General features: G+C 53.9%; 18 protein-coding genes. 8 read left to right on the top strand and 10 right to left on the bottom strand.

Translation table 11 applies throughout. From position 1 onward, the window contains the following. Positions 1-34: 34 nt before the first annotated feature. The 3 genes from OAN307_RS23510 to OAN307_RS23500 are packed head-to-tail and all read right to left on the bottom strand — an operon-like array spanning position 35 to position 2,501. The gene (locus tag OAN307_RS23510) at positions 35-433 is read right to left on the bottom strand and encodes a (deoxy)nucleoside triphosphate pyrophosphohydrolase (RefSeq protein WP_015501899.1); all 399 of its coding nucleotides are present in this window, start codon (positions 431-433) and stop codon (positions 35-37) included. Continuing rightward, entirely contained in the window at positions 430-1,644 is a 1,215-nt protein-coding gene (gene argJ / locus OAN307_RS23505) for a bifunctional glutamate N-acetyltransferase/amino-acid acetyltransferase ArgJ (protein ID WP_015501898.1), read from the bottom strand. Before argJ ends, OAN307_RS23510 begins: the two co-directional genes overlap by 4 nt. Positions 1,645-1,646: 2 nt before the next feature. Beyond that, positions 1,647-2,501: a peptidylprolyl isomerase gene (locus OAN307_RS23500; RefSeq protein WP_015501897.1), complete on the bottom strand. Its 855-nt coding sequence runs from the start codon at positions 2,499-2,501 to the stop codon at positions 1,647-1,649. 188 nt (positions 2,502-2,689) lie between these two features. Between OAN307_RS23500 and secA the strand changes: the two genes are divergently transcribed. The 3 genes from secA (at position 2,690) to OAN307_RS23485 (ending at position 8,189) form a co-directional block, all read left to right on the top strand. Then, positions 2,690-5,386: a preprotein translocase subunit SecA gene (gene secA, locus OAN307_RS23495; protein ID WP_044044321.1), complete on the top strand. Its 2,697-nt coding sequence runs from the start codon at positions 2,690-2,692 to the stop codon at positions 5,384-5,386. A gap of 161 nt (positions 5,387-5,547) precedes the next feature. Next, on the top strand, positions 5,548-6,648 hold the full coding sequence (locus OAN307_RS23490) for a hypothetical protein (RefSeq protein ID WP_015501895.1): 1,101 nt from the start codon (positions 5,548-5,550) through the stop codon (positions 6,646-6,648). After that, positions 6,645-8,189 (top strand): phosphate ABC transporter substrate-binding/OmpA family protein, encoded by a 1,545-nt coding sequence (locus OAN307_RS23485; protein WP_051068090.1) that lies wholly within the window; start codon positions 6,645-6,647, stop codon positions 8,187-8,189. The genes OAN307_RS23490 and OAN307_RS23485 overlap by 4 nt, the downstream gene beginning before the upstream one ends. Before the next feature lie 24 nt (positions 8,190-8,213). Here OAN307_RS23485 and radC read toward each other — a convergent pair whose 3' ends face one another. The 3 genes from radC to dnaK all read right to left on the bottom strand — a co-directional run bounded on the left by radC (position 8,214) and on the right by dnaK (position 12,179). Next, positions 8,214-9,014: a RadC family protein gene (gene radC / locus OAN307_RS23480; protein ID WP_015501893.1), complete on the bottom strand. Its 801-nt coding sequence runs from the start codon at positions 9,012-9,014 to the stop codon at positions 8,214-8,216. 50 nt (positions 9,015-9,064) lie between these two features. Continuing rightward, a complete protein-coding gene (dnaJ, locus tag OAN307_RS23475; protein WP_015501892.1) occupies positions 9,065-10,207 on the bottom strand; it encodes a molecular chaperone DnaJ in 1,143 nt (380 codons plus the stop codon). A 70-nt stretch (positions 10,208-10,277) separates the two neighbouring features. Next, entirely contained in the window at positions 10,278-12,179 is a 1,902-nt protein-coding gene (gene dnaK / locus OAN307_RS23470; RefSeq protein WP_015501891.1) for a molecular chaperone DnaK, read from the bottom strand. A 135-nt stretch (positions 12,180-12,314) separates the two neighbouring features. On the opposite strand from dnaK, the gene OAN307_RS23465 reads away from it, so the two are divergent. Then, positions 12,315-12,965 carry an alpha-ketoglutarate-dependent dioxygenase AlkB family protein gene (locus OAN307_RS23465; protein ID WP_015501890.1) on the top strand — a complete coding sequence of 217 codons (651 nt, stop codon included), beginning with the start codon at positions 12,315-12,317 and terminating at the stop codon, positions 12,963-12,965. Between the two features lie 55 nt (positions 12,966-13,020). Here the strand turns inward: OAN307_RS23465 and OAN307_RS23460 are convergent, their stop codons facing one another. From OAN307_RS23460 to OAN307_RS23455, 4 genes are all read right to left on the bottom strand, one after another. After that, positions 13,021-13,632: a LysE family translocator gene (locus tag OAN307_RS23460; RefSeq protein WP_275450660.1), complete on the bottom strand. Its 612-nt coding sequence runs from the start codon at positions 13,630-13,632 to the stop codon at positions 13,021-13,023. Positions 13,633-13,801: 169 nt separating this feature from the next. Continuing rightward, positions 13,802-13,927 (bottom strand): hypothetical protein, encoded by a 126-nt coding sequence (locus tag OAN307_RS30830; RefSeq protein ID WP_275450627.1) that lies wholly within the window; start codon positions 13,925-13,927, stop codon positions 13,802-13,804. A gap of 18 nt (positions 13,928-13,945) precedes the next feature. Continuing rightward, the gene (locus tag OAN307_RS29280) at positions 13,946-14,092 is read right to left on the bottom strand and encodes a hypothetical protein (protein ID WP_187292523.1); all 147 of its coding nucleotides are present in this window, start codon (positions 14,090-14,092) and stop codon (positions 13,946-13,948) included. Between the two features lie 74 nt (positions 14,093-14,166). Beyond that, positions 14,167-14,988, bottom strand: a complete 822-nt coding sequence (locus OAN307_RS23455) for an ABC transporter permease (RefSeq protein ID WP_015501888.1) — start codon at positions 14,986-14,988, stop codon at positions 14,167-14,169. Between the two features lie 147 nt (positions 14,989-15,135). Here OAN307_RS23455 and cysQ point away from each other — a divergent pair, with 147 nt between their 5' ends. The 4 genes from cysQ to OAN307_RS23435 all read left to right on the top strand — a co-directional run bounded on the left by cysQ (position 15,136) and on the right by OAN307_RS23435 (position 18,819). Then, positions 15,136-15,933: a 3'(2'),5'-bisphosphate nucleotidase CysQ gene (gene cysQ / locus OAN307_RS23450; RefSeq protein ID WP_015501887.1), complete on the top strand. Its 798-nt coding sequence runs from the start codon at positions 15,136-15,138 to the stop codon at positions 15,931-15,933. Beyond that, on the top strand, positions 15,933-16,733 hold the full coding sequence (locus OAN307_RS23445; RefSeq protein ID WP_015501886.1) for a 3-deoxy-manno-octulosonate cytidylyltransferase: 801 nt from the start codon (positions 15,933-15,935) through the stop codon (positions 16,731-16,733). Before cysQ ends, OAN307_RS23445 begins: the two co-directional genes overlap by 1 nt. 116 nt (positions 16,734-16,849) lie before the next feature. Further along, positions 16,850-17,743, top strand: a complete 894-nt coding sequence (gene galU / locus OAN307_RS23440; protein WP_015501885.1) for a UTP--glucose-1-phosphate uridylyltransferase GalU — start codon at positions 16,850-16,852, stop codon at positions 17,741-17,743. A gap of 11 nt (positions 17,744-17,754) precedes the next feature. Beyond that, positions 17,755-18,819 (top strand): glycosyltransferase family 2 protein, encoded by a 1,065-nt coding sequence (locus OAN307_RS23435; protein WP_015501884.1) that lies wholly within the window; start codon positions 17,755-17,757, stop codon positions 18,817-18,819. The last annotated feature ends 57 nt before the right edge of the window (positions 18,820-18,876 follow it).

Here is an 18,876-nt window from a genome sequence, read left to right as displayed (position 1 = left end):
TTGATGGATTTTGACGTAATATTACGAGTTAGTGCTAAATCCAGTCGCGTAAAATCGGTATCAGGGGAATGTCTGCGGCTGGCATCGGATAGTCGCGCAGCTGGTTTGCCCGCACCCATTTAAGGACCTGACCTTCGCGCGGGGTCGGGATACCGTTCCATTTGCGACAGACAAACAACGGCATAATCAGGTGGAAATCATCATAGCTGTGGCTGGCGAACGTCAGGGGCGCAAGGCAGGACTGCCATGTATCGATGCCAAGTTCTTCTTGAAGTTCACGGATTAACGCAACCTCGGGTGTTTCACCGGTCTCAACTTTGCCGCCGGGAAACTCCCAAAGACCGGCCATTGATTTCCCTTCGGGCCGCTGGGCGAGCAGAACACGGCCATCGACATCGATGAGTGCGACCGCACTGACCAAGACAGTTTTCATGATCGGTAGTCAGCATTGATGGTGATGTAGCCGTGGGTGAGATCACAGGTCCAGATGGTGCCGAGACCGCCTGCGATGCCAAGGTCCACTGCGATTACCAAATCCTGTTGTTTCATATAAGCCGCGCCCGCATCTTCTGTGTAATCGGGCGACACCCAGCCGTTTTCCGCCACAAGGATGTCACCAAACCGGATGGTCAGGCGGTCACGATCAGCTTGCGCACCGGACTTTCCGATCGCCATAATGATACGGCCCCAGTTCGGATCTTCGCCCGCTATGGCTGTTTTAACGAGGGGGGAATTCGCGATGGACAGGCCAACCTTGCGGGCATCTGCGTCGCTCGCGGCGCCGGACACGTGGATTTCAACAAATTTGGTCGCGCCTTCGCCGTCGCGCACGACTTGATGGGCGAGGTTGAGCATGACGCCATGCAGGGCCTGCGTGAAGCCGGCACTGACAGTTACGTCAACGCCAGAGGCGCCTGTGGCAGCACACATCAGACTGTCGGAGGTCGATGTGTCGCTGTCCACGGTGATGCAGTTTAACGTCTGATCCGTAAGCGTTGACAGCAAAATTTGCAGATCAGCCTGCGAGATTTTAGCGTCGGTAAAGATATAGACCAACATTGTCGCCATATCGGGTGCGATCATGCCTGATCCCTTGGCGATGCCCGCGATGCGCACCGTTTTGCCGTCGATCACAACGTCCGCTGTTGCACCTTTTGCGAAAGTGTCGGTGGTCATTATTGCATTGGCAGCGTCTTCTATGCCATTTGGCGATAGGACTGCCCAGAGGTCATTGACCTTCGCTGTGATGCGTTCGTGGAGCAGGCGTTCACCAATGACACCAGTAGACGCGGTGAAAATGCGAGAAGACGGAATGCCAGAGGCCGCCGCAACCGCGTCACAAATTGCTGCGACGGAGTGTTCACCAGCGGCACCTGTGAAGGCATTTGAATTGCCAGAATTGACAAGGATCGCAGCACGGCCATCCGCCGCGCTGCCCATCTTCGACTGACAGTCCAGAACTGGAGCGGAGCGTGTGGCAGAGCGCGTGAAAACCCCAGCAACAGCAGTGCCAGCGGCGAGTTCCACCAGCATCACGTCGTGTCGACCTTGGTATTTCACCCCCGCCGCACCGGATGCAAACCGCACCCCTTCAATAATAGGAAGGTCAGGAAAGTGAGCAGGTGCGAGGGGGGAGAGCGCCATGTTTAGTCCTCAAGCAGTTCTAGGTTCTGGATCATTGTGTAATCGAACTGGCCTTCTTCGGGCAGTGTAATGTCTGCGGATTCGGTCAACGAGTTGATGAGCGCGTCGAGAGCCTGCTGCTGAATGTCTATCGCCAGTTCTTCGCGCAAATCGTCCAGTGTCGGCGATGGGGTTTCGCGAGCCTCGTTGAGCATTATGATATGCCAGCCAAATTGCGTTTCCACAGGTGCAGAGACTTCGCCAGCGTCCAGTGTCAGGACGGCTTCTTCGAATGCAGGAACCATCATGCCAAGACCAAACCAGCCGAGATCGCCACCAGACGGACCAGATGGGCCTGTGGATTTTTCGACGGCTGTTTCGGCGAAATCAGCACCGTCATCGACCATCGCTTTGATCTCAGTCGCTTCTTCTTCGGTTGTAACCAAGATGTGGGATGCGTTGTATTCGGTGTCGGGTGCGACATCTGCAAAGCGTGCGTCATAGGCCGCTTGTAGGTCTGCGTCGCCGACGGGTGCGCTGATGAACGTGTTGACCACTTCGCCCGCCCGCATGGAACGCACTTCGTTCACGATGGCGATGGCGATGCGTTTTGGTTCAACGTCAAGCGTGTCACCAAGAAGTTGTTGGTTCACAAGTTGGTCGACCAATCCGTTAAAAACCACGTCGTCAGGAAGCTGTTGATATTGTTCGGGCAGTTGCGAGCGCAGCATGATGAGCTGGCCCAGCGTGATATCGGACCCGTTGACAGACGCCACGACGGTTTCGGCCGTTATGTCGGCGTGGGCGTCCGCGTGGGCGAAGCTGGCAGAGAAGGTAAAAAGTGCGGCAGAGGCGAGCAATTTGGTGCGAAATAGCATATTAACAGTTCCTTGATGAGCCACGGAAAGCCGTGGCGTTGACACCTATGTGGTGGCCCCTTACATCCCCTAGAGGTCCCGAGGGGGCTAGTCTTGGCGTCGTTACTATTGGGCGCGTCCGACAGGCACAACCAACCTCCTCACACATTGATGTCAGAGACGCCGAAACAGGCGCGCGCGGAGAGAATATGCTCGGTCTTGGAACGATTACAAAGAAGATTTTTGGCACACCGAATGACCGCTTGGTGAAGGCCACGCTGCCGCTGATTGAAAAGGTGAACGCACTAGAGCCTGAATGCGAAGGGCTGAGCGATGAGGGCATCAAAGCCAAGACTGAAGAATTGACGAAACGCGCCTTGGGTGGTGAGAGTCTTGATGATTTGCTGCCAGAGGCATTTGCCAACTGTCGTGAGGCCGCGAGACGTGCCTTAGGTTTGCGGGCGTTTGATGTGCAGCTGATGGGCGGAATTTTCCTGCATCAAGGCAATATTTCTGAAATGAAAACTGGTGAGGGCAAGACCCTTGTGGCGACCTTCCCCGCGTATCTGAACGCGCTGACGGGCAAGGGCGTGCATGTGGTGACGGTGAACGATTACCTTGCCAAGCGTGACGCAGAATGGATGAGCCAGGTTTTCGGCGCATTGGGTTTGACGACGGGCGTTATTTATCCACAGCAGCCCGAAGCCGAAAAGAACGCGGCGTATCGCTGTGATGTAACGTATGCGACCAACAACGAGCTTGGGTTTGATTATCTGCGCGACAACATGAAATCTGAACTGTCCCAGATGAACCAGCGTGGCCATAATTATGCTATTGTTGACGAGGTGGATTCCATTCTGGTCGATGAGGCGCGCACGCCGTTGATCATTTCTGGCCCCGCTGAAGACCGTTCAGCGATGTACATGACCATCGACAAGCTGATCCCTGAAATTCAGGAAGATCATTTCACGCTGGACGAAAAGACCCGCAACGTGAATTACACCGACGAGGGCAACGAGTTTCTTGAAGAACGGTTGGTATCGGCTGGCATTTTGCCGAGCGATCAATCCCTTTATGCGCCCGAAAGCACATCAATCGTGCACCACGTCAATCAAGGTCTGCGGGCGCATAAACTGTTCAGCAAGGACAAAGATTACATCGTGCGCGACGACGAGGTTGTGCTAATTGATGAATTTACGGGCCGGATGATGACGGGCCGTCGTCTTTCTGAGGGTCTGCACCAAGCGATTGAGGCGAAAGAGGGCTGCAAGATCATGCCCGAGAATGTCACGCTCGCGTCTGTGACGTTCCAGAACTATTTCCGTTTGTATGACAAGCTGGGTGGCATGACTGGTACGGCACTGACCGAAGCCGATGAATTCGCTGAGATTTATGGGCTTGGTGTGGTCGAAGTTCCGACAAACCGCCCCGTCGCGCGTGTCGATGAGCATGACCAAGTATACCGCACCGCCACTGAGAAGTTTGATGGTGTCGTGAAAGCAATCAAAGAAGCCAACGCAAAGGGTCAGCCGACGCTTGTTGGTACGACGTCGATTGATAAATCCGAATTCCTGAGCCAGCTTTTGACGACCGAGGGCATCCCACACAATGTTTTAAACGCGCGGCAGCACGAGCAGGAGGCGCAGATTGTTGCCGATGCGGGTAAGCTGGGCGCTGTGACCATCGCGACCAACATGGCGGGCCGTGGTACGGATATTAAGCTGGGCGGCAACGTCGAATTCAAGATCATGGAAGCGATCGCTGCGTCCCCTGATGATGACACCGAAGTCATGCGCGCGCAGATTGAGGAGGCCCACAAGGCCGACGAACAAGCAGTGAAAGACGCTGGCGGTTTGTATGTGTTGGCGACGGAACGCCATGAAAGCCGTCGCATCGACAACCAGCTGCGCGGGCGGTCTGGCCGTCAGGGTGATCCCGGTAAGTCGTCATTCTTCTTGTCACTCGAAGATGACCTGATGCGAATTTTCGGATCTGAACGGCTGGACAAGGTTCTGTCGTCGCTTGGCATGAAAGAAGGCGAAGCGATTGTGCACCCTTGGGTCAACAAGTCGCTGGAACGCGCGCAAGCGAAGGTCGAGGGCCGTAATTTCGATATTCGCAAACAGCTGCTAAAATTTGACGATGTGATGAACGACCAGCGTAAGGTGATCTTTAGCCAACGCCGCGAAATCATGGAAGCCGAAGACCTGTCCGAGATCGTGTCAGATATGCGCAGCCAAGTGATTGACGATTTGGTAGACGTACATATTCCTGCCAAAAGCTACGCTGACCAGTGGGATACCGAAGGGCTTTATGCGCAGACAATTGCGCAGTTGGGCATCGATGTACCGGTTATTGAATGGGCAAATGAGGAAGGCGTCGATGACAGCGATCTGCGTGAACGGCTTGAAGACGCATCACAAGCGCATATGACTGAGAAGGCCGCAGCCTTTGGTCCCGAGGTCATGCGCAATATCGAAAAGCAAATCCTGTTGCAGACGATTGACGCAAAATGGCGCGAACATCTGCTGACGCTGGAACACCTTCGGTCCGTCGTAGGCTTTCGCGGTTACGCGCAGCGTGATCCACTCAATGAATATAAGACGGAATCTTTTCAGTTGTTTGGGAGCCTGCTTGATGGTTTGCGGTCCGACGTGACCCAAAAGCTTTCGCAAATTCGACCCATGTCGAAGGAAGAGCAAGAATCGATGGTTGCACAGGCAATGGAACAGCAACGTCAGGCAAAGGCCGCAGCTGCTGGGCCGGCGTTGCCAGCGCCAACAGCGGACGCAAAGCCTGGCTTTGACGAAGCGGATGTTGCGACTTGGGGCAACCCGGGGCGCAATGATAGCTGTCCATGTGGATCTGGAAGTAAGTTCAAACATTGCCACGGTCGTCTAACATAGGCACCCAAATTGGGCGCCATACCTAAAGGTTGAGCCAAAAGCCGCTTTCCCGCCCCATTGCTGTCCGAAAGAATCCCCATGGCTGCCATCTTAAGGCCATGGGGATAAAACAATCTGCACCCTGACCCGTGGCGGGACCCATTTGGGTAAGGAGTGATAAGATGGCGAGACTCAGAAAAATTGGCATGGCTGTCGGCACATTCAGTGTGGCGTTGGGCATAGGTTTTGTAATGCAAAACGGTGACGCTTTAGCGAACAAGTTCAGTCTCGAGTCGGCTCCTGACCAGCCTGCGCCGTTCACCGAAGCAGTGGGGGAGGCAGCGACTATTTTGAGTCAGTCGACGCTAGAGGTCCCTGTTTCAGCAGACAACGAAGGCATGGCAATACCCGTGGCGCAAAGCGGCATGGTTCTTGCGTCTTCTCCTGAGATCATAGCACCCGCGCCTGTCTTGTCTGCGGCAGTCATCCTGCCAGAAACTGCGAAAGTAATCCTCGCGCAAGAGGCACCAATCCAACTGGCCGCGCTCGATTCAGAACCCGCCCCGGTTGTGGGTTCAAATGTCGCTGGCGAAGTTGCGATTGATTGCGCGCCGTCGATTGAAGCAACAGTTGGGGCCGCAGCCAGTGTTGGATTGGCCGTCGTCGCACCATGCTATGCAAATTCACCGTTCACGATCCATCATCAGGGCATGATGTTTACCGCAATGACCGACGACGTTGGCGAAGCTGAGCTGGTTGTGCCCGCATTGGCTGAAGATGCAGTCATGATTGCAGTATTTGACGGTGGCGACGGTGCTGTTGTCACTGCAACTGTTCAAGATTTCGCTAATTTCGATCGCGTCGTACTGCAATGGCAGGGCGACGTATCCGTCATGTTGAGTGCCTATGAAGACGATGCGAAGTTTGGTGACGATAATCATATTCACGCTGATAACCCTGGCGATATAGACCGCCTTGAAATGGCGGTTGGTGGGTATCTGGTGCGTCTTGGTGACGGATCAGTTAGCGATGGGTTGATGGCTGAAGTCTACACATTCCCGACTGGAATGATGGGCACTGCCCCCGACGTTATGTTGGTCGCCGAAGCTGAGATTACGTCGGTAAACTGCGGACAGGAACTTAACGTGCAAAGTATCCAAGTGTTCCCAAATGGTGACACCGCGGCGTTAGATCTGACGATGATTATGCCTGAATGCGACGCAGTTGGTGACTTTCTGATCTTGCAAAACATGTTTGAGGACCTGACACTTGCGTCGAGATGACGTGGATTGAGTTCAAAACACCAGCAACAATTTTGAGATGCGCGGCGGTTCTCGTCGCACATCTGGTTTGTGTGGGGAGTCTGGCTGCGCAGGACGTGGTTTTTCGAAGCCCTGATGATAGCGTTGCGGTGACTGGGCGCTTTGTCGCTTTTGATGGGGAGAACGCCACAGTTGCTGCCGACACGGGGTTGGTTACGTTCAGGGCAGATGGGATGACGTGCGACGGGGCGGAGTGTCCGGATTTGGTCGAGTATGTCCCATCTTTGCGGATGACTGGTGCAGCACGGATGGGCGATCTCTTGTTGCCCGCTTTGATCGATGTTTATGCCCGCGACAATGGCTGGACCGTTCGTGAAGACGCGCTTGGCTTTCAGCTTTACAGCTCTGATGGGGCGTTGGTCTTTGAGGTTTCAATCACGGTTGCAACGCCAGAAGACGCATTTTCGAATTTCGTGAGGCATGAGGCTGACGCGTTACTGTCGGTGCGTGAACTGCGTGCGATGGAGCTGCAGATTGCCGCAGAAGCAGGGCTTGGTCGTCTAGACCTTTCGCGGCAGATGCGTATTCTTGCCTTAGATGCGCTGGTGCCAGTGACCTCTGCAACGTCAGGTTTGCGGTCAATTTCCCTAGCGGATTTAACCGCAGAACTGGCCGGAACGAGCAGTGAGTTTGAGGTGCATCTCAGGACAGATATAGACGGTCAAATTCAGGGGTTTGAAGATCAGTTCATGCGGCCATTTGGGCTGGCTTTGGATCAGCCGGATGCGTCACATGATAGTTTTGATGCATTATTAGAGTCAGTCGCAGGGGCAGCGAATGGGCTGACGTTGGTGCCATTTGGTAAGACACGAAACACCCAGCCATTGGCGTTGACGGGCCCATGCGGGCTTCGGTCTGACGCGCGGTTTCTAACGATGAAAACAGAAGACTACCTGCTGACGTTCCCGATGTTTATCTACCTACCGCAACGACGACGGCACCCACAGATTGTGGATTTTCTTGATTGGTTGCGATCGCCTTCTGCGCAATTGGTGATCAGGCGCGCCGGATTTGTTGACCTCACGGCGGTGCCTATCCCGTTGTCGGATCAAGGTGATCGATTGGCCAATGCGATTGTTAATGCGGGGTCGGAAGTTCCGTTGACAGAACTACAGCGCATGATGCGTCTGCTGTCACCGCGCGTGCGTATGTCCAGCACGTTTCGATTTGAACCTGGGTCGACGCGCCTTGACGGGCAATCGCGATCCAACGTGATGCAATTGGCGCAGGCGATCCGTGACGGCCGCTTTGGTGGGCGGGAATTAATGCTTGTCGGATTTAGTGATGGGCGCGGACTGGCCTTAGCAAACCGCGATTTGTCTTCTGCCCGCGCCGAAGCCGTGCGCCTAGATTTGACCCGTGCACTTGGCGGGACGTTTCCAGAAAACGTGGAGATTGACACTGCTGCGTTTGGAGAAGCATTGCCGATGGCCTGCGATGATACGATCTGGGGACAGCAGACCAATCGTCGTGTTGAATTGTGGGTGCGGGACGTGCCCTAGACCAGACACATTGGATCAAACCCTTTAGATCAGCCCTTGGGATTTGAAACTAAGTTCGCGTGACCGCCCGATGATAAGATGGTCGTGCAATGAAATGTTCAACGCCTTAGCTGCGTCATGGATTTGCATCGTCATCGCGATGTCTTCGTTGGATGGGGTTGGATCGCCGGACGGATGGTTGTGCACAAGGATCAGCGACGAGGCGTTGAGTTCCAGCGCACGTTTCACGACCTCACGCGGGTAGACTGGGACGTGATCAACCGTGCCATTGCCCTGTGCTTCGTCCGCAATCAGGACGTTCTTGCGATCAAGGAATAGAACGCGGAATTGTTCCGTGTCGCGGTGCGCCATGACGGTGTGGCAGTAATCCAGCATTGCATCCCATGAACTGATGACGTGGCGCTGCATCACTTTCGCGCGCGCCATGCGATGGGTCACAGTTTCCATGACTTTGAGTTCGAGGGCAACGGCGGGGCCGACCCCATGTACGCGTTCCAGGCGCGCGATAGGGGCGGACAGAACGCCGTTGAGATCACCAAACGTTTCAATCAATAGCCGCGCCAGTGGTTTGACATCCTGCCGCGGTATCGCACGAAACAATGTGAGTTCGAGGATTTCGTAGTCCGGCATCGCAGCCGCACCACCCGTGAGAAAGCGGTGGCGCAGGCGTTTGCGATGATCGGCAAGATATGACGGCTGTTTGCCCAATTTACTGGAGGGCAACGCGGGGACAATTTCGACCTCATCACGGTCAAGCGTGATAGGGGCCGCATTATCGAGCGATAGAAGCGGGGCTTCGGCGAAGGCTGAGGGCACGTGATTCATGCCCCCACCTTCAAGCGATTCTATTACGACTTGGTTAACAACTTGCGGGGTTAACCCTTCATCGATTCCCAGAACGATTTGACGGACTTAAAGAAGTTAGAACTTTGCGGGTTGTTGTCGCTCGCCAAGTCTTCGAATTCACGCAGCAGTTCGCGTTGCTTGCCTGTCAGGTTTACAGGAGTTTCTACGGCCATTTCGATGAACATGTCACCCGGGCCACCGCCGCGCAGGGCAGGCATGCCTTTGGCGCGCAGACGCATCTGGCGGCCTGATTGCGATCCAGCAGGGATTTTTACACGGGACCGTCCACCGTCAATTGTGGGGACTTCTATATCGCCGCCCAGCGCCGCGGTCGCCATGGAGACGGGCACGCGACAGAACAGATTGTTGACTTCGCGTTCAAACAGATCGTGGTCACGGACTTCTAGGAAGATATATAGATCGCCCGTTGGACCGCCGCGCATGCCTGCTTCGCCTTCGCCAGCAAGACGGATGCGCGTGCCGGTTTCGACACCTGCAGGAATATTGACGGAGAGCGATTTTTCTTTTTCGACACGGCCTGCACCGCGACATTCATGACATGGATTTTTGATCGTCTGGCCCATGCCATTACATGTCGGGCAGGTGCGTTCGACGGTAAAGAAACCTTGCTGGGCGCGCACTTTGCCCATGCCGGAACAGGTGGGGCATGTCTGGGGTTCAGACCCGCCTTCCGCGCCGGTGCCTTTGCACGACCCACAGCCAACAGCCGTTGGGACGGTGACGGTTTTTTGCAAGCCTGCGTAGGCTTCTTCTAGTGTAACACGCAAGTTGTAGCGTAGATCATTGCCACGCGACGCGCGCGATTGGCCACCGCCGCCGCGTGCACCACCCATATTGCCAAACAGGTCGTCAAAAATATCAGAGAACGCAGAGCCAAAGTCACCTTGGCCGCCACCGCTGGGTCGCCCACCGCCGCCCATTCCGCCTTCAAATGCCGCATGGCCGTAACGGTCATAAGCTGCTTTTTTATCAGCACTTTTCAGAATTTCATAAGCTTCGCCAACTTCTTTAAATTGACTTTCAGCCTTTGGATTATCGGTATTGCGGTCTGGGTGAAGTTCTTTCGCCTTTTGGCGATAGCCCTTTTTGATCTCATCGGCGCTTGCGCCTTTGGAGAGGCCTAAGACCTCATAGTAATCGCGTTTTGACATGACCGGATTCCCCTTTTGGGAAGGACAAGACCGGCCCGACTGTGGGCCGGTCTTGCAATTTCACCAAATCTTAGGCGCGTTTGTCGCTGTCGAGGTCTTCGAAGTCCGCATCGACGATGTCTTCGTCTGCTGCAGCCATGTCGGGCTCAACTTCGCCAGCGTCTTGTTGTGCGGTCTTGTAGATCGCCTCACCCAGTTTCATCGCTGATTCTGTCACGTTCTGGATGCCAGACTTGATCTTGCCCGCGTCATCGTTTTCCAGATCGTCCTTCAGCGCCGCGATGGACAATTCAATCGCCTCGATTGTGGTTGGATCAACTTTGTCCGCATGCTCTTCCATCGACTTTTCGGTCGAGTGGATCAGGCTTTCCGCTTGATTCCTGGCTTCGACAAGTTCCTTGCGTTCTTTGTCAGCCTCGGCATTTTCTTCTGCGTCGCGCACCATTTTATCGATGTCTTCGTCAGACAAACCGCCAGAGGCTTGGATCGTGATCTTCTGCTCCTTACCGGTGCCTTTATCGGATGCGCCGACCGACACGATGCCGTTGGCGTCGATGTCGAACGTCACTTCGATCTGGGGCATGCCGCGCGGTGCGGGTGGGATACTTTCAAGGTTGAACTGACCGAGCATTTTATTGTCAGCGGCCATTTCACGTTCACCCTGGAACACGCGGATCGTCACGGCGTTTTGGTTGTCTTCGGCGGTTGAAAAGACCTGGCTCTTCTTCGTTGGGATCGTCGTGTTGCGGTCGATCAGGCGCGTGAAGACACCGCCAAGGGTTTCGATGCCCAAGGACAATGGTGTGACGTCCAGCAGAACCACGTCTTTGACATCGCCCTGGAGAACACCAGCCTGAATAGCGGCGCCCATGGCGACGACTTCGTCAGGGTTCACGCCTTTATGCGGCTCTTTGCCGAAGAACTTGGACACTTCTTCGATGACTTTTGGCATGCGTGTCATACCACCAACGAGGACAACTTCGTCGATGTCGTTCGTTGTCAGGCCCGCGTCTTTCAAGGCAGCTGCACATGGTTTCATCGACGCCTTGATCAGATCACCAACAAGGCTTTCCAGCTTTGCGCGGGTCAGTTTCATGACCATGTGAAGGGGCGATCCATCCTTGCCCATCGAAATGAACGGCTGGTTGATTTCTGTCTGGCTGGCAGAGGACAATTCGATCTTTGCCTTTTCCGCAGCTTCCTTCAGACGCTGAAGCGCCATCTTGTCTTTCTTCAGATCAACGCCGTTGGATTTTTTGAATTCGTCCGCAAGGTAGTTAACGATGCGCATGTCAAAGTCTTCACCGCCAAGGAACGTATCACCGTTGGTGGATTTCACTTCGAACAAGCCGTCGTCAATTTCGAGAATGGTCACGTCGAACGTACCACCACCAAGGTCATAGACCGCGATGGTTTGGGTTTCTTTCTTGTCGAGACCATAGGCGAGTGCGGCGGCTGTCGGCTCGTTGATGATGCGCAGAACCTCAAGGCCGGCGATCTTGCCTGCGTCTTTGGTGGCCTGACGCTGGGCATCGTTGAAATATGCTGGAACCGTGATGACAGCCTGCGTGACTTCTTCGCCGAGGTAGCTTTCAGCGGTTTCTTTCATCTTTTGCAGGATGACGGCAGAGATTTGCGCGGGGGAGTATTTCTCACCGCGTGCTTCGATCCATGCGTCGCCATTGCCGCCGTCGATGACTGTGAACGGCAGGTTCTTTTTGTCTTTCGCGAGATGCTTGTCGTCATTGCGACGACCAACAAGACGCTTCACACCGAAGATGGTGTTTTCTGGGTTGGTGACGGCCTGACGTTTTGCGGGCTGACCCACGAGGCGTTCGTCGTCTGTGAATGCGACAATAGACGGTGTCGTGCGTGCGCCTTCTGCGTTTTCGATAACGCGGGGCTGCGAGCCGTCCATGATGGCCACACAAGAGTTGGTGGTTCCAAGGTCGATGCCAATTACTTTAGCCATGTTCAAATCCCTTTCGAGGCGATGTGAGGCGGCGCGGACCCGTTCCGGCACCCGTGCCAATGGTTGTGTTGTCGAACGGGGAGCCCCCGTCCGGATCGAAGTGTATATAGGTGTGACAAATAGGGGCTGCAACCTATGTCACAACGGGTAATGCGCAAAAATGGTGATCAGATGATTATGGGACGCCCAACAGTGGACTTACGTGGGGTTCAAGTCTGGCAAGGGCTACTCGATCGGCCTGCACAAGACGCAATGGTCAGTGATATTCGCGGGATTGTTGCCGAAGCGCCACTGTTTTCGCCAATGACGCCTTATGGCAAGCAGATGTCGGTGCAAATGACCAGTGCGGGGCGGTTTGGCTGGGTTTCTGACCGATCAGGCTACAGATATTCGGAAAATCATCCGAATGGCCCAGCGTGGCCCGCAATTCCAGCGTCTGTTTTGGATGTTTGGGGGCAGGTTTCTGGGTCTGCGCGCGTGCCCGAGTGTTGTTTGGTGAACCTGTATCGCGAGACTGCGAAGATGGGGATGCATCAGGACCGTGATGAGGCGGAGTTTGGGGAACCTGTCGTGTCGGTGTCTTTAGGTGATGACGGGTTGTTTCGTATTGGCAACACCACGCGCGGCGGCAAGACAGAATCGATCTGGTTAAAGTCAGGCGATGTGGTGGTGATGGGCGGCGACGCGCGGCTGGTCTATCACGGCATCGACAAAACGCGGGCGGGGTCGTCGACGTTGTTGTCGGGCGGTGGGCGCATTAATCTGACGCTGCGGGTGGTGACGTAGGTGGCGGTATTCGATGTCCAGTATGAGCCCAAATATTAAGCTGTTCGCGCTGTGCTTAATTCGTACCGGTTGCGGTTTTTGCACCCATCGCAATCAATATACTGCCGCCAATCCTGCGTCCCCATACCGCCGTTTGAACTGACGAAAAAATCCCTGCTGCAACGAGCCGTGCAGACAGAATGCAGACGACATCGGTGGCGCTGAACATCACATCTGCTATTGTCCCCAAAAGCAAAATTTGAAGCCAAACCTCTGCTGAACCGTCCGAGGATGTGAACTGGGGCAGGAAAGCAAAATAGAACAGCGCAGATTTTGGATTCAAAATCTCAACGATCAAGCTGTCCTTGAAGGCCTGTGATGACGTCTTTTTGACAGATGTCGTTGGCGCAGACTGAACCTCATTCGTTTTCAACAACATGCGCAATCCCATCCAGATCAGATACGCAGCGCCAGCCAGCTTCAAAACGAGCAATAAATAGGGTGCTGTTTTGAGTAGAACGGTTACGCCAAACGCCGCCAGAAGGATGTGAAGATATGACGCGACATGAAAGGCGAAGGAACTAAGCCAGCCAGCCTTTGCCCCATGTACCATGGTTTGAATGGCCATGTAGAACATGCCCGGACCGGGCGTGAAGGCAAAAAAAGAGGTCGCGAGTAGGAACGGAATAACAAGCTCTATCGGGGGTATAGTGAACCTCTGGATGCATTACTGAACGCTTAGCAGTTCATCCCAGTTTCCTGAGGGCGTCACCTTGTCACCCTTCTTGATTGAGAACGCACCCAAAGTCGTTAAGCCCGCATCGCGGACATCTCCCTGCCAAGTTCACCTGCATCATTCAACACCCTGTCTGAACGTCATTCCCGTCGAACGCTTGCATGAACACAGACATCGACATGCCGAAATCTCGATCTGACATCCCGTCGTTGCAGGGCAGCGCGTTGATGATGATGGTGCGGGTCAATGTTGGGCCTTCTTGGGCCTAGACGATATAACCGTTGCGGGCGATGCTTTCGCGCAGAAATTCTACGTTCAGGATATAGGGGAAAAGTTCGCCGATTCCCCCGGTCGACGCGGTTGCTGCGGCGCGAATATTCAGAAAATGGTCGCTGGCCACATTTGTGACCATATAACGATCCGGGAGGGAGTGTGCATGTGCAAGCGCCCCGAACAGGACGAAGACCAATGTTATCACAAGATACTTTATCTTGTGGCCTCCCAGCTGACAGAGGCATTCTTGCGGGTGTAAAATTCCAGCATAAGGCCGATCATGATCAGTATAAGCGACACCTTGATCGGATAGCTGATGGTGGTGAAATGTGGATTGTAATTGATAAAAACGTACCCGCGCGCTTGGTCGATGCAGTGAAACAGCGGGTTCCAGTCAAAAATTGGTAATATGAAGCTGGGCAAAGAGTTTGCAACGAACATTTTTCCCGACGCGATCATGTTGGCACGGGAATAAATCGATGATGCAATTGATACAAAGCCGGGAAACCACGGCTTGATGGATGAAAAGATTATTCCAATCGCCACGCCGGAAAACCACGCAAGCAGCACAGTCCCCATGGCGCCGATGGGATCAACAATCGTGATTGGGCCAAAAATCATGTGATAGAGATAGAGAACGACGCACATCGACAGAACTTGGATGTAGAGCGCCGCAATGGCAGCTGATGTAATCGATACAATCGTGTTCATCGGCGCGTGTTTCATCATTGCGGATGACGGACCTTCAGCACCGAGCACCGCACCCATAGCTTTAGTATGGGTTATAAACAGGAAGATGCCAGACATAATATAAAGTAGAAAGTCGCCACGGATTGCCGTGCCTTTGAGCCCCAGAACAGAGAACATAAAATAGAACGCGGTCACGAAAACAATCGTTTGCGTCATGTTCATGATCAGACCGATCACCGCATTCCGGTGGTCTTTGCGGATTTCACGTACAATTGAATGATAGATCAATTCTAACATGCTAAACGCTGAACGCGAACGGGTCATGGGGCGATGTGCTTCGAACATTAATAGCCTGCCAGTTTAAGTTTAAAGTGGTTGATTGCCTGATATGGCACGAAAATCTTGCTGATCCTTTAGTATCGCATCATAAGGGGCCAAATTTAACGGATCAATGAAAACTCCCGTGATCAGGTATTATGTAGGAACAGTGTGATGGATTTCGACAAGTTGTCTGAAGTAATGCGAGAACTTTCGTTAGAAGCGGGCGATATCATCATGAATATCTATAATTCTGATGATTTTGACGTGCGTTCAAAAAGTGACGACAGCCCGGTCACTGCCGCCGACGAAGCGGCGGACGTGCATATTTCTGCCGGATTGCGAGCAGCGTTTCCTGATGTTGCGCTTGTCACCGAAGAACAAGCTGAGAGTCACAGTGTGACGGCCAACACATTCATGATTGTCGATCCGCTGGATGGCACCAAAGAATTCATCCACCGTCGCGGCGATTTCACCGTGAACATCGCCTATGTCGAAGATGGCGCACCACGTCGTGGTGTGGTCTACGCACCTGCCAAAGGGCGGTTGTTCTATACCAACGCGATAGGCGTTTCGGTCGAAGAAGTTGGTGATCTGGACAAGCATACTGTCGGTACAACGATACCGATCTCTGTTTCCACGCCAGACAATACAGGCTTGATGGTTGTCGCATCCAAATCGCACCGTGATCAGGCGACGGACGACTACATCAATAAATACACCGTAAATGATATGAAAAGTGCAGGGTCTTCGTTAAAATTCTGTCTGATCGCAACGGGTGAGGCGGATCTGTACCCACGGGTTGGCCGCACGATGGAATGGGATACGGCCGCAGGACACGCAGTGTTGTCAGGCGCGGGCGGCCATGTTGTGCGGTTTGATGACCACATGCCGCTGACCTATGGCAAAGAAGATTTCGCCAATCCGTTCTTCATCGCATATGCCCCTGGAATTGATCTGAAACTACCATAATGGGCGTCCTTGTCATCATTCCTGCCCGCTATGCATCGACACGCTATCCGGGAAAACCGTTGGTTGAATTGCGCGGTGCAACCGGCGAGTCAAAAAGCCTGATCCGGCGATCATGGGCCGCGGCGCAAGGTGTGACCGGCGTGGACCGTGTTGTGGTTGCGACGGACGATGACCGGATTAAATCAGCGGCGGAAGCGTTTGGTGCTGAGGTCGTGATGACATCGACTGATTGTCAAAACGGCACCGAGCGTTGCGCTGAGGCTTTGGATAAACTGGGTGGTGGGTATGACATTGTTGTGAACCTGCAAGGCGATGCACCGCTGACACCTGCGTGGTTTATCGAAGACCTTGTTGCTGGCCTGTCTGCGCATCCGGTGGCCGAAGTTGCAACACCTGTGTTGCGCTGCGATGGTCGCGCGCTGAACGGTTTGCTGGACGATCGCCGTCAGGGTCGTGTTGGTGGCACCACGGCGGTGTTTGGGGCCGATCACAACGCGCTGTTCTTCTCAAAAGAAGTGATTCCCTACACGGGTCAAGTATTTGACGACGCGGACGAAACCCCAGTGTTCCACCATGTTGGCGTTTATGCCTACCGCCCGTCCGCACTGGCCGCCTATCCGCGTTGGGCCTCAGGGCCGCTGGAACATCTTGAGGGTCTTGAGCAGTTGCGGTTTCTTGAACGCGGCGCGCATATGCTCTGCGTCGAGGTTGAAGCGCGTGGACGCCAGTTTTGGGAATTAAATAACCCGCAAGATGTGCCAAAAATTGAGAAAATGTTAGCGGAAATGAACCTATCTTGAGACAAAACGCCGAAATCCCCCTTTTGGCTGCGGGTGCAGACTTTATGTGGTATGCTTCGGTATAGATAACATTAAATTTAGTGATACGCTCTCAACGGGACGAAAATAGGTAATAAATGCAAAAAAGAGTAACAAAAGCGATATTTCCTGTGGCTGGTTTGGGAACGCGATTCCTGCCTGCGACGAAATCTGTGCCTAAGGAGATCATGACGCTCGTGGATCGCCCGTTGATCCAATACGCAATTGATGAAGCCCGCGCTGCTGGCATCAAAGAATTCATTTTTGTGACCTCACGGGGTAAATCCGCGCTTGAAGACTATTTTGATATCGCGCCCGAATTGGAACGCACGCTGCGCAAAAAGGGCAAGCTTGATTTGTTGGAGGAGCTCCAATCCACCAACATGGAAAGTGGTGCTATCGCATATATCCGTCAACACCGGGCGCTGGGTCTTGGGCACGCAGTTTGGTGCGCCCGCCGTCTGGTCGCCAATGAACCGTTCGCTGTGATCCTGCCTGATGATGTGATTGCAGCTGAAACGCCGTGCCTTCAGCAGATGGTTGAAGCGCATGAAGAAACAGGTGGTTGTATGGTCGCCGCAATGGAAGTGCCTGAACACAAGGCGTCATCCTATGGTGTGATCGACATCAAAGAAGATTTTGGAACTATGGTGTCTGTCAAAGGTTTGGTCGAAAAACCTGCTGCCGAAGATGCGCCGTCCAATTTGGCCGTCATCGGACGTTACATTCTGACGCCACGGATCATGCAGAACCTTAACGAGATCAAAAGTGGGTCGGGTGGCGAAGTTCAGTTAACCAATGCGATTGATGCCGAACTGAAAAGTGGACACGACGTGTTCGGGTACCGGTTTCGTGGACAGCGGTTTGACTGCGGATCCAAGGCCGGTTTCCTGCAAGCGACTGTGGCATTCGGGCTGGCCCGCGACGATCTGCGTGGCGAATTCGAATGCTATTTGCGTGAATTGATGTCGATGCAACGGGCTGCACAGTAGTTTTTGGTCTGATGTTCCCGTTTATTGACACAAGGGATCAAATTGAGGATCAACGCAAACGGTCGCCCTTTTCCAAGGCGTTATTTGCCTACCGCATGCGCTGGAAACGCCGGCGTTTGCTTTTGCGATCTTTACGTCGGCGGGCTGAGGTGACGCATCTTTCGGGTGGCGATATCCCGAAATCGGGCGTTTTGGTCTTTTCGACCGTGCGCAATGAAATGCTGCGGGTTGAACACTGGCTTTCACATTACCGCGCGCTTGGCGTTGCGCATTTTCTGATCGTCGACAACGCCAGTGATGATGGCACTGCCGCGTTTTTAGCCAAGCAGCCGGATGTGTCGCTGTGGACTACGCCGAACAGTTACAAAGCGTCGCGATTCGGGGTCGATTGGCTGACATGTTTGCAGATGAAATATGGCGCCGGGCGGTGGTGTCTTACCGTCGATGCCGACGAACTGCTGATCTATCCCGACAGTGACACACGGGATCTGCGCGATTTGACCCGGCATTTGGACACCAAAGGGCGTGAGGCGTTTGGCGCGTTGATGCTGGATATGTACCCTAAGGGCCCAATCGGGCAGACGCGTTACGTGGCGGGGGATGATCCGATCCGGATTGTTTCGTGGTTTGACGCCAACAATTATCGCGCCAAGATACATCCGGTGTTTGGCAATCTGTGGATTCAGGGCGGCGTGCGGGACCGAGCGTTTTTTGGCACTCAGCCTGATCGTTCCCCGACACTTAATAAGACACCCCTGGTGAAATGGCGGCGTGGCTTTGCCTATGTCACGTCTACCCATCAGATTCTTCCGAGGCGACTGAACGATGTGTTCGATTTGGGCGAAGCAGCCCGCGTGTCCGGCGTCCTGCTGCACACGAAATTCCTACCCAATATTGCTGAGAAATCTGTCGAGGAACTGACCCGGGCGCAGCATTTTGAGAATAGCGATCTGTATGAGCCATATTACAAGGCACTGATTGATGACCCCGATCTTTGGATCGACTCGTCAGTCAAATACAGTGGCACAGCGCAGCTTGAAGCGCTTGGGCTGATGACACGGGGAACGTGGGATTAAGGCATCACCTTTTCGACAGGTTGCCTAATTTTGCATGTTGTTTATTTTATGGCAACA

It is taken from the genome of Octadecabacter antarcticus 307 (genome assembly GCF_000155675.2).
Classification (GTDB): Bacteria; Pseudomonadota; Alphaproteobacteria; order Rhodobacterales; family Rhodobacteraceae; genus Octadecabacter; species Octadecabacter antarcticus.
Note: the sequence above shows the minus strand (reverse complement) of the source record. Positions and strands in the feature narration are given on the sequence as shown.